We start from the raw sequence: 12,027 nt of genomic DNA on the forward strand, positions 1-12,027 counted from the left end.
TAATTTAGAGAATAATCCTACACCCTCCCCCCTTGCAACCTTACGTGCACTTTCTTTAATATTACTCGAATAATTATTTAAGATCTGGGTTACTACCTAGTGAAAGTATAGAGTATTTTATGATTGTTTTTTTAAATAGGAGAAACATTATTCATCCACTTAGCATAAAAAGTACGTTAATTCTTATTAACTTTATTGTTTTTATTGGAGCTGGGGTATATTACTTCTACAATGAATACAATCAAGATAAAATCGAATACCTTGAGTTTGCAGAAAGAGAGAATATATATAGTGTCATTGATTTACTCACTCTCAGACGTAACGAAAAAGATTTTATTGAACGCAGAGATGAACAGTATATAACTCGCTTTGACCAGACCTTTGAAAAATTAAATACTCGTATTGATAATCTTCAACAAGTGGCTAAATCACATAAAATAAACCTTGCAAATGATAGCAAGCAGATCCTAGTAAAGCTCGAACAATACCAAAAGCAATTTCACAAGTTAGCTAATGCTATAATACAGTTATATGGTGAAACTGAGGCTAGTAGCATGCATGTTCAACTCACTGTACAAAGAGAACAATTGAAGCAAGTTATTGCTAAGCAAAATGATATGTTGCTTGAGTTATCTGGATTAGAATTAGGCGAGGCTGACTTAAGCTATCTGGCCAACCCAAACCAGAACACCATAAAACGATTCCAACAGAGCCTCGATAGTTTTACTCAACAAACATTAACCGATGATGTACAGACTGCTTTCGACCAATATAGTCAAATAGCTAATAATCATATAGAGCTCATACAGTCACTTGGTCTAACTTCTAATCATGGCATGAGAAAGGAGCTAAGAGCAAATGTTCATAATGTAGAGCGTTCGATCACGAGTTTACAAAATGATATTAATGAAATTATCGAAAAGGATAAGGTTGCTCTTAATAGGGAGCTAAATATCTTTGGTATCATATTGATATTATCAGTCTCGGGGCTACTTTATTGGATTGGCAGTACTATTTTAAAACGCATCAATGTCATTAATCTTCGTATGCAGCAAATCGCCACAGGAAATGGTGACCTAACGATTAGAATGAATGCTCAAGGTAATGATGAGCTAACAGCTTTAGCAAACTCGTTTGATCTATTTATTAGTTCTTTACATGAACATATTAAGGAGCTAGCTTCGGTGATTACTATACTCAGTGATAATTCGGATAAATCTGAGCAGTCAGCACTGAAAAGTATTGATAATGTTGAACAACAAAAATTGGAATCTGAATTGGTGGCAACCTCTGCCAATGAACTGGTTGTTAGTAATGAAGAAATTTCCTCCAACATTGAGTTTGCAGCCAATAATGCTCAACTGGTGACGAAAGAAACTAAAAGTGCACTGGATATGACTTACATTACTGGTAGTAATATTGAGTCATTAGCGGTAAATATTGAGCAATCACAAGCAACTATTGTGGATCTGCAAGAGCAAAGCAAAAATATTAATCAAGTGATATATTCCATACAGAGTATTTCTGAACAGACCAATCTGCTCGCGTTGAATGCAGCGATCGAAGCTGCTCGGGCAGGTGATAGCGGACGCGGATTCTCAGTCGTTGCCGATGAGGTGCGCCAACTCTCTTATCAAACCAACGAGTCGACCAAACAGATTGAGTCAACCGTTAAAGAGCTGTCACAAAACATTGTTCAGGTTGCGAACAAAATGTATGTGAATGCTGAGCAAGCGAGAGAATCTAATTACCATACACAACGAGTGGTCAAAGCGATTGAAAAAATCAACGACCGCGTCAATGAGATGTCTGATATTAACAGTCAAATCGCGACTGCGTCCGAAGAACAAGCAAAAGTGTCGAGAGAAATCGATCGTAATATTACTCAAATATCACATTTGGCTAGTGACACTTTTGAAGTTGTCACTACTTCAGTGAAATACAGTGATGAAATTGCAGGAGTCAGTGACAAACTAAAAAATATTGTCTCAAATTTTAAGTATTAACCCACTGTATATAAATCTTATCTCTGTTTTAATTTTTTAGTGATCACAATTGTTAATTCCTACCAAGTACATTAGATGACCAATACTGCATTAAATGGGGTCAAACGATGACTCGGAAAACTTAACTTATTGAAAAATTGGCTGTGTTATCTAAATTAAGACTTTTTTAAATAGACAACACATTGTACGTGAGTTATAGATTATTAGTGCAAGCAGGGTACTTGCAATCAGGAAAGTAGCATTAGATGTTGGGTATTACTACCAAGTGCTTTTATGACTATTTTAGCGGCCGAGTAATGGTAGCCTAAAGACCTTTCTAGTATCAAAGCGAGCGCAGCACTCGCTCTGATGCCACTTCAATCAGATCCAACACCAGCTCAAACCCTTTGTCGCCACCGTAGTACGGATCGGGTATTTCGTCGTAACCTGAATCACCGAACTCCAAAAACAGTTTTAACTTGTACTTGAGGTGTTGTGGACACTGCGCTTCTAGATCAGACAAGTTATCTTTATCTGCCGCTAAAATTAGGTCAAATTCGTCAAAATCATTAGCTACCACCTTTCTCGAACGAATCCCTTTAAACGAGTAACCGCGCGTCTCACCAGCGGCTTTTGCACGCAAATCTGGTGGATTCCCTTGGTGATAACCAATCGTTCCTGCTGAGTCGACTATCACTGGAATCTTCAGTTGCTCCGACTTGGCCCGTAAAATGGCTTCCCCTGTTGGAGAACGGCAAATATTCCCCATACAAACGACCAGTATCTTGTTCATTTTCATCCCTAAATAATGTTTACGACTCATCCATCATAACGAAAAATATTAGAACTAAAAGCGAGAAAATTGTCTCTTTTGAGGGGTAAGCGAGATCATTAGACACGAATAAAAAAAAAGGGAACATAACAAGTTATGTTCCCTTACCAATCGATCAATGGTGCTTCAAACGACCTACCAATTCGACGGCTCGCAATTGAGCTAATGCTTTATTGAGTTCAAGCTGAGCTTGCTCGAAGCTCAGGCCACCCTCTTGATGCTTATTGATATTTTCAAGTGCCATTTGTCGTGCAGATTCAGCACGCGCTTGATCAATATCTTCACCATGCAATACCGTATCGGCTAATACGGTCACCACATCGGGCTGAACTTCGACCATGCCACCAGAAATATATAAAATACTCGGCTCTTCTTTAATGTCAGAGACATAACTAGCAATGCCGGGTTTTATTTTACTGATCAAAGGCGAATGATTTGGTCGAATACCTAGCTCGCCGCTCGCTCCAGATATTGCTAGAGCATGAGCTGGGCCAGAAAACAACGTTCCCTCAGCGCTGACGATTTGCAGTTGAAAGGTATTCTCATTTACGGCTATAGCCATATGACCTCCTAAAGCCTTATAGCGATTTCGCTTTTTCTAGTACTTCGTCAATTGAGCCACAATATAAGAACGCTTGTTCAGGAATATCATCATATTGCCCAGCAAGTAAGCCTTTAAAGCCTTTAATCGTCTCTTTTAGTGGGACAAATACACCTTTTTGCCCTGTAAACACTTCCGCTACATGGTACGGTTGAGTTAGGAAACGTTCCACTTTACGAGCACGAGATACTAACTGCTTATCTTCTTCCGATAGTTCGTCCATACCAAGAATTGCAATGATATCTTTCAGCTCTTTATAACGCTGCAATGTCATCTGAACATTTTGTGCTACGTCGTAATGCTCTTGACCAACAATCATTGGATCAAGCTGACGAGAAGTCGAGTCCAAAGGATCAATTGCAGGATATAGACCTAGAGCAGCGATGTTACGTGACAATACAACCGTTGCATCTAAGTGAGCAAATGTTGTTGCTGGTGATGGGTCCGTTAAATCATCGGCTGGAACGTACACAGCTTGGATAGAGGTAATGGAACCTGTTTTAGTTGAAGTAATACGCTCTTGAAGTACACCCATCTCTTCTGCAAGAGTTGGCTGATAACCTACCGCAGAAGGCATACGGCCAAGTAGTGCCGATACTTCCGTTCCCGCTAGGGTATAGCGATAGATGTTATCGATGAACAGTAATACATCACGGCCTTCATCACGAAAACGCTCTGCCATCGTAAGCCCCGTTAAAGCAACACGTAGACGGTTGCCCGGTGGCTCATTCATCTGACCGTAAACCATCGCTACTTTATCCAGAACGCCGGCTTCTTTCATTTCGTAGTAGAAATCGTTACCTTCACGAGTACGTTCACCAACACCAGTGAAAACAGATAAGCCTGAGTGAGCTTTTGCAATGTTGTTGATAAGCTCCATCATGTTTACTGTTTTACCAACACCAGCACCACCAAATAGACCGATCTTACCACCCTTAGCAAAAGGACAAATCAAATCGATAACTTTGACACCAGTTTCAAGTAGATCTGAACCACTTGCTTGCTCTTCATAACTAGGGGCTGGACGGTGAATACCATAACTGGTTTTTTCTCCGATCGGACCACATTCGTCAATCGGCTCACCTAGCACATTCATAATACGGCCAAGTGTTTCTTCACCAACTGGCACTGTAATTGGTTCACCCGTAGATTCTACACTAAGTCCACGACGCAGACCGTCAGATGAGCCCATTACAATACAACGTACAATGCCACCACCAAGTTGCTGTTGAACTTCCAGTACTAATGAAGAAAACTCTTGATCAACTAAGCGTAGCGCATCATATACACGCGGCCCATTGCCATGTTCAAATTCTACATCGACCACCGCGCCGATGATTTTTACAATTTTACCAATACTCATTCTATACCTCAGAATTCTTACTATACCGCTTGTGCACCAGACACTATTTCACTGAGTTCTTGTGTGATAGCTGCTTGTCTTGCTTTGTTGTAAACCAACTGAAGATCATCAATAAGCTGGCCGGCATTGTCTGTTGCTGCTTTCATCGCTACCATTCGAGACGCTTGCTCACAAGCGATATTTTCAACGGTACCTTGATATACTTGAGACTCTATATAACGTTGAATCAACTCATCTAATATGACGCGTGGTTCTTGTTCGTATATGTAATCCCAACGAGACTTTTTCTTAGCCTCTTTAATACTTTCATCGATAGGGAAAGGTAACAGCTGCTTTATCGAAGGCGATTGAACAATGGTATTTTCAAACTCATTAAACGCGATGAATAAGCGATCAATATGACCTTGACTATAGTGCTCAAGCATCGCTTGGACTGTACCCAGTATGTCTTCTACTTTAGGCTCATCGCCTAACCCTGATGCCTGAGCAACAACATTCGTCACACGGTGAAAGAAGTTGATTGCTTTCGCCCCAATCAATGTTGCGTCGACTTCAACCCCATCCTTTCGCCAAGCTGTCATTTCAGATAGCACTGACTTAAATAAGTTATTATTCAGGCCACCACATAGACCTCGATCTGATGAGATAATAATGTAGGCAACCCGTTTAACTTCACGTTCTTCGAGATACGGATGACTGTATTCAAGTGTACCCGAAGAAATATGGCTGATTACACGGCGCATACTTTCTGCGTAAGGGCGGTTTTTTTGCATATTTTCCTGCACCTTACGCATCTTGCTCGCGGCAACCATTTCCATCGCACTAGTGATCTTCTGAGTACTATTAATACTTGCAATTTTAGTGCGAATCTCTTTTGTACTGGCCATGGTAAGCTCCGTTCTTAACTATTAGAGAATGAGGCAATTACCACGACTTAAGAGCAACATACTCATCAAGAAGCTTGGTAAGTTGAGCTTCAATCTGGTCGTTAAAATCGCCGCTTTGGTTAACTTCTGCTAATAAGTCAGAAAAGTTAGTTTTAGCGTAAGCGATCAAGCTTTCTTCAAATGCTGGAACTTTAGATAGTTCAACACCATGTAAATAGCCACGCTCTGCTGCGAAAATAACAATAGCCTGCTCTGCAACACTCATCGGTGCGTACTGCTTTTGCTTCATCAATTCAGTTACACGCTCACCATGGTCGATTTGACGGCGCGTAGCATCATCAAGATCTGAAGAGAATTGGGCGAACGCAGCAAGCTCACGATATTGAGCAAGCGCGGTACGAATACCACCTGATAGCTTTTTAATGATCTTGGTCTGCGCCGCGCCACCAACACGAGATACCGAAATACCCGGATCCACGGCTGGGCGTAGGCCAGAGTTAAACAACTCTGTTTGCAAGAAGATTTGGCCATCAGTAATCGAGATTACGTTGGTTGGTACGAATGCAGATACATCACCAGCTTGAGTTTCAATGATAGGTAATGCAGTCAACGAACCCGTTTTGCCTTTCACTTCACCATTAGTAAAGCGCTCAACATACGCTTCATTTACACGTGCAGCACGCTCAAGAAGACGTGAGTGAAGGTAGAATACATCACCAGGGAATGCTTCACGGCCTGGTGGACGTTTTAATAGCAACGAAATCTGACGATACGCTACAGCTTGTTTAGAGAGATCATCATAAACAATCAGCGCATCTTCACCACGGTCACGGAAGTATTCACCCATAGTACAGCCCGCATATGGAGCAAGGTACTGTAGTGCAGCTGATTCAGATGCTGATGCCACTACCACGATGGTATTGCGCAATGCATCATGTTCAGCAAGTTTACGCACAACGTTAGCAATGGTTGATGCTTTCTGACCGATCGCAACATAGATTGACTTAACGCCAGAATCTTTTTGGTTGATGATCGTATCGATAGCAAGTGCAGTTTTACCTGTTTGGCGGTCACCAATGATAAGCTCACGCTGACCACAACCAATTGGTACCATCGAGTCAACGGCTTTGTAACCTGTTTGTATTGGTGTATCGACAGACTTACGGTCGATAACACCAGGAGCGATAATTTCAACTGCGTTAGATTGTTTCGCGTTGATTTCACCCAATCCATCAATTGGTTGACCAAGTGTGTTTACCACACGACCTAGTAGTTCTGGGCCGACTGGCACTTCGAGAATTCGACCTGTCCCAGTAACAGTCATACCTTCACAAAGGTCAGCGTAAGGTCCCATAACAACGGCACCCACTGAGTGGCGTTCTAGGTTAAGTGCGAGCGCATAGCGATTTCCAGGCAGCTCGATCATTTCACCTTGCATGACATCAGCTAATCCATTGATGGTAATGATACCATCACTGATAGACACGATAGTGCCTTCATTACGAGCTTGACTACTTACATTGAAGGTTTCAATTCGTTGCTTAATTAAGTCACTAATTTCTGTTGAATTTAGTTGCATTTTAAATTCCTACTACACGTTCAAGCTGCTCGCGAGACGTTTGATGGCAGTCTGAAGAGAACCATCAATAACCAGCTCACCGGCTTTTACTACAATGCCACCGATAAGATCGCTGTCGATCTCGTTCGATAATGTGATTTTTCGTGCTAGCTTCTTCTCAAGGTATTCAGTCAACATGTCGAGTTGATCTGACTGCAAAGGTTCAGAAGAATACACGGTTGCATCAAGCCTCAAGTCATATTCGTCTTTAAGCTCAATGAAAATCTCGGCAACATTACGCATTACAATAAGACGTTGGTTTTCAGCCATTACTTTGATCAAGTTCTGCATGTGCTCATCGATAAAGCCTTCACAAACAGAGAACAATAAATGAATAAAGTTTTCTGCTTCATCTTTACCAGCTTGATCGAGAGCTTTAACTTGGCTGGCTAACGTTGGCTGCTCGATAACATCAGCAACCAATACCAACGCCACTTTCCATTCTTCAAGCGACCCATTGTCTTTCGCAAAATCAAAAGCCGCTTTGGCATATGGGTAAGCAATGGTTTGAATATCCGACATTTTGCTCCCCTAAGGCGTTAAATATCTTTGATCATCTGATCAATAAGTCGACGGTTTGAATCCGTATCCAAATTCTTATTAATCAGTTTTTGAGCACTTTGTACCACAAGATCAGCCATTTCAGCTTTTAGCTCTTGGCGAGCACGATTTCGTTCGCTTTCAATCTCAAGCTGACCTTGAGCAATGATACGAGCTTTCTCAACTTCGGCTTCTTTGACAGACTGTTCAATTAGCTTCGCTCGACGTTTTTCGCCTTGCTCAAGCATTTGGTTAACGTCTTTCTTTGCCTGTTCGATAAGCTGCTCACAATTAGCTCGAGCTAAAGCAAGCTCTTTTGTCGCTTCCTCTGTATTACGCAAGCCCTGAGCAATTTCTTTTTGACGCTCATCTAACAGAGCAACAAGAGGTGGCCAAACATACTTCATACAAAGCCACACAAAAATCACAAAGGATATTGCTTGGCCAAGCATCGTCGCATTTATGTTCATCTCGTCCTCACTTTATTAACGGATACTACTTAGTTGTTAAATATCGAGGAGATAGTTAGGCAACAGCGAAGATGATATATAGACCGATACCTACGCCGATCATTGGTACAGCATCGACAAGACCCATCATGATAAAGAATTGGGTACGTAGCATTGGAGTTAAGTCAGGTTGACGCGCGACACCTTCTAAGTATTTACCAGCTAAGTTACCAATACCTGATGCAGCACCAGCAGCACCTAAACCAATTAATAGTGCACCAGCAACATAAAGAACTGCACTTACCATATCCATAAATAACTCCGATATTTTTATATAACTAAAAAATTAACTTAAATTTAAAATTAATGATGCTCTTCAACTGCCATTGCTAAATAAACAACAGAAAGAACCATAAATATAAATGCTTGCAAACAAACAATCAGTATGTGGAATAACGCCCATGGAACACTAAGTGCCCATTGCATCCACCATGGCATTAATGCAATCAGGATAAATATCATTTCGCCTGCGTACATATTGCCAAATAGTCGTAAACCTAAAGAAATAGGTTTTGATATTAATGTCACTAACTCCAGTACAAAGTTAACTGGGTAAAGTAACGGATGTTGGAAAGGTTGAGTGGTCAACTCTTTGATAAACCCAACTAGACCTTTTGCTTTGAGTGTGTAAATGATCACTAAGAAAAATACACCCAATGCCATAGACATCGCTACATTGACATCCGCAGAAGGTAAATCACGGAAGTGCTCTATACCCAACATGCGAGTAAAGGCAGGAACAAAATCAACCGGAATTAAGTCTATTGCGTTCATTAACAAGACCCAAACAAAAATTGTCAGAGCCATAGGGCCAATGAGTCTGTCTTTTGCTTGAAAGATCTCACTAACTAAGTTGTTTACAAACTCAAACACTAACTCGACAAAACATTGTAAACGGCCAGGTACACCACTGGTTCCCTTAGAAACTACAAATCTAAACACGCCAATAAATAGCAGTCCCAAAATCCAAACCATGAACATTGAGTCAATGTTCACCGCCCAAAAACCTGTACCTTTGGTCAGGAATGTTAGGTGGTGCTCAATATACTCATGAGCGGACTGTACATTATCCACTTATCCCTCCTTACTACATAAATTGGGAAGGTTGTTATAAAATATAGGAGCAAAGAAATACCCTAAAAATGTAATTGAATAACTTGTTATCATTACTACGTTTCTCATTTTAAAAAAATGAAAAGCAAGCGCGAACGCTAATACTGTATAAACAATTTTAATCGTGCCACTCAATTGCATTAAATCTCTTAGATTAGTGTCTGGCTTAAGTTTAGCTTTACGGCTCGCTAGAAACATACCAAACATTCCAGGCAAAATTGCCAGTACGACACCAATCAAAGCAGACTCAATATTAATCGCCCTATTATATGAAGAGAAAACTTCAAAAATAACTGCTACTAACCCAAAAAAAAGTTGGCACCACATTATTTTCTTCATTGCTAACAAAATGTCATCACTAGCACTGTCTTCATTCATTTTTACACCCTCTACGAGCCACTATTTATAACATTTTGATATCTGTATAAAATAACTTACTCGTTATATATATACGTTACAAAACATTTCAGAAACAAACTACTCCTCCAATCAATGAATGTGAATTGCAAAAAACGAACACTTTCATTCCATTAATGACTATTAAATATTTTCACTATTTACCATACACACTCAACATATAGTCAAGTAAATATTGACATTTAATCAATACTTTCAATGAGTTAGAACTCAAAACCCATAATTGGGAAAAATAATTCATTCAGTTAAAATATATTTATAGAGGGAATTCATATGAATATGGCTATATTTCGAACACAATTTTATTCATTCCATTATTTAAATTATTAATTCCATATATTAAATAATCATATTTTCCTAGTAAAAACATATGCAACCAATAGCAAGACAGTTAGATACTAATAAGCAATTTGATAAAAAACTAGGGCATTGATAGATTGAGTACATAGATTCATATTGAGCTAACTATAGGCACAGTGTCATATTGGTAACTAGTGTGATTTTATTGAACTTCTGCTAAACGCAAGACAGTGACTTGAACCCCCGAATTATCAATGGTTTTTCTTAGCTAACCATTGCTTTATCATAGAGAAATCTAACGTGTAAAAAGGAATTCCCATGTCTGTAGAAGACGATAAGCAAGCGCGTCACAAAGCAAGACAGCAAAAAGTCAAAGAGCAAGTCGATGCTAGAGTCGCTATGGCTCAAGAGGAAAAAGGCTTATTACTGATCATCACTGGCAACGGTAAAGGTAAATCTACCTCTGGGTTTGGTACTGTTGCGCGCGCGGTAGGCCATGATAAGAAAGCAGCGGTCGCACAGTTCATTAAAGGAACCTGGGCCAACGGAGAACGGAACCTACTCGAAAAGCTTGGGGTTGAGTTCCACGTTATGGCAACAGGATTCACTTGGGAAACTCAAAACAAAGCAGCGGACACCGAAGCGGCGCAAATGGTTTGGCAAGAATGTAAGCGCCTACTCACTGATGAGTCCATTGACGTCATTCTGTTTGATGAACTGACCTATATGGTGAGCTATGGCTATATTGATCTTGATGAAGTCGTAGAAGCGCTAAATAACCGCCCTAAGATGCAGTCAGTGATTGTTACCGGCCGCGGCGCTCATCGCACATTAATTGAAATGGCCGACACTGTCTCTGAAGTGAAAAATGTGAAACATGCTTTTGAATCTGGAGTGAAAGCGCTGCAAGGTGTTGACTGGTAGAAAGAACCTCACCTAACGAATAAAGGCCGTGATGAAATGCGGTCTTTTTTGTACCTTAAACATCGGTAAATAACCGGTCCTCCATTGGATTAATTCTGACATCCAAATACTCTTCGACTATGATCAACACATGCGCACTCAAACTGGTACTTTTGTATTATGTCGATGGTTATAAAAACACTTATCATCCTTAGTTGTTTTTGGTCCCTGTGGGCAAACGCGAAAATTACTCTTATGACCGAAGATTTCGCGCCATTTGGTTACTATGACTCATCAGGTAAGTTGACAGGTATAGGTGTAGAAATCGTTCAAGCACTGACCAATAAACTCGATATCTCCTCTGAAATCCAAGTTCTCCCTTGGTCTCGCGCGATTAAAAAGCTCGAACTATTACCTAACCGAGCGCTATTTTGTGTTGCTCGAACCCCTGCCCGCAATGACAAATTCGAATGGGTTGGCCCTATCCTTTCTGATGGCGTCTACCTTTTCCACAACGATAAGTTTGATTCCTCCAACGAAACCATCAACAGCGCAAAGCAATGGAAAAGTATCGCGGTCACAGCCAATTACCCAGAACACCAAGTATTGATAGATCTGGGGTTCGACAACCTTTGGGTCACAAGTCAACCAAAAGAAAATACGCGTCTACTTATTTACGATAGAGTCACAGCAATGGTCGCGGGGGAGTTTGCAATGCCAAGCCTTTTAGAGGCTCAAGGGATTGATTCAAATAGCGTGATCCGATCCGATATCAGTCTGTTCGATATTGATCTCTATATCGCCTTTTCTAAAGGAACAGATCCAAAAGTGCTCAATGAATGGCAGCAAGCACTCGAAGAGTTTCAAGCTTCACAGGCTTATAAAGAGATTCGAAATCGATACACAGTGGCTACCGATTGAGACAAAAAAACCAGCGTGGGTACGCTGGCTTTTGATAC

The 12,027-nt window shown here is 40.6% G+C and carries 13 protein-coding genes; 3 read left to right on the forward strand and 10 right to left on the reverse strand.

Features of this window, described 5'->3' with window-relative positions; translation table 11 throughout:
- Positions 1–119 precede the first annotated feature (119 nt).
- Positions 120–2,006, forward strand: a complete 1,887-nt coding sequence (locus ACU01J_RS01195) for a methyl-accepting chemotaxis protein (protein ID WP_481084063.1) — start codon at positions 120–122, stop codon at positions 2,004–2,006.
- 322 nt (positions 2,007–2,328) lie between these two features.
- Here ACU01J_RS01195 and ACU01J_RS01200 read toward each other — a convergent pair whose 3' ends face one another.
- The 10 genes from ACU01J_RS01200 to ACU01J_RS01245 all read right to left on the reverse strand — a co-directional run bounded on the left by ACU01J_RS01200 (position 2,329) and on the right by ACU01J_RS01245 (position 9,826).
- Entirely contained in the window at positions 2,329–2,778 is a 450-nt protein-coding gene (locus tag ACU01J_RS01200) for a low molecular weight protein-tyrosine-phosphatase (protein ID WP_481084064.1), read from the reverse strand.
- Positions 2,779–2,932: 154 nt separating this feature from the next.
- Complete coding sequence (locus tag ACU01J_RS01205) at positions 2,933–3,379, reverse strand: F0F1 ATP synthase subunit epsilon (protein ID WP_481084065.1); 447 nt, start codon at positions 3,377–3,379, stop codon at positions 2,933–2,935.
- A gap of 16 nt (positions 3,380–3,395) precedes the next feature.
- The gene (gene atpD, locus ACU01J_RS01210) at positions 3,396–4,781 is read right to left on the reverse strand and encodes a F0F1 ATP synthase subunit beta (protein WP_481084066.1); all 1,386 of its coding nucleotides are present in this window, start codon (positions 4,779–4,781) and stop codon (positions 3,396–3,398) included.
- A 20-nt stretch (positions 4,782–4,801) separates the two neighbouring features.
- A complete protein-coding gene (gene atpG / locus ACU01J_RS01215) occupies positions 4,802–5,668 on the reverse strand; it encodes a F0F1 ATP synthase subunit gamma (protein WP_481084067.1) in 867 nt (288 codons plus the stop codon).
- A 37-nt stretch (positions 5,669–5,705) separates the two neighbouring features.
- A complete protein-coding gene (atpA, locus tag ACU01J_RS01220; protein WP_481084068.1) occupies positions 5,706–7,247 on the reverse strand; it encodes a F0F1 ATP synthase subunit alpha in 1,542 nt (513 codons plus the stop codon).
- A 12-nt stretch (positions 7,248–7,259) separates the two neighbouring features.
- Positions 7,260–7,808 carry a F0F1 ATP synthase subunit delta gene (locus ACU01J_RS01225; protein ID WP_481084069.1) on the reverse strand — a complete coding sequence of 183 codons (549 nt, stop codon included), beginning with the start codon at positions 7,806–7,808 and terminating at the stop codon, positions 7,260–7,262.
- Between the two features lie 17 nt (positions 7,809–7,825).
- A complete protein-coding gene (locus ACU01J_RS01230; RefSeq protein ID WP_481084070.1) occupies positions 7,826–8,296 on the reverse strand; it encodes a F0F1 ATP synthase subunit B in 471 nt (156 codons plus the stop codon).
- 55 nt (positions 8,297–8,351) lie between these two features.
- A complete protein-coding gene (atpE, locus tag ACU01J_RS01235) occupies positions 8,352–8,588 on the reverse strand; it encodes a F0F1 ATP synthase subunit C (RefSeq protein WP_005593897.1) in 237 nt (78 codons plus the stop codon).
- A 50-nt stretch (positions 8,589–8,638) separates the two neighbouring features.
- Complete coding sequence (gene atpB, locus ACU01J_RS01240) at positions 8,639–9,409, reverse strand: F0F1 ATP synthase subunit A (RefSeq protein WP_481084071.1); 771 nt, start codon at positions 9,407–9,409, stop codon at positions 8,639–8,641.
- Positions 9,410–9,826, reverse strand: coding sequence for a hypothetical protein (locus ACU01J_RS01245; protein WP_481084072.1), 417 nt, complete (start codon positions 9,824–9,826; stop codon positions 9,410–9,412).
- A 657-nt stretch (positions 9,827–10,483) separates the two neighbouring features.
- Here ACU01J_RS01245 and cobO point away from each other — a divergent pair.
- Complete coding sequence (cobO, locus tag ACU01J_RS01250; protein WP_481084073.1) at positions 10,484–11,089, forward strand: cob(I)yrinic acid a,c-diamide adenosyltransferase; 606 nt, start codon at positions 10,484–10,486, stop codon at positions 11,087–11,089.
- Positions 11,090–11,323: 234 nt separating this feature from the next.
- Positions 11,324–11,989 carry a substrate-binding periplasmic protein gene (locus ACU01J_RS01255; RefSeq protein WP_481084074.1) on the forward strand — a complete coding sequence of 222 codons (666 nt, stop codon included), beginning with the start codon at positions 11,324–11,326 and terminating at the stop codon, positions 11,987–11,989.
- Positions 11,990–12,027: the final 38 nt, after the last annotated feature.

The sequence above is a fragment of the Vibrio sp. 2433-A1 genome (genome assembly GCF_056726085.1).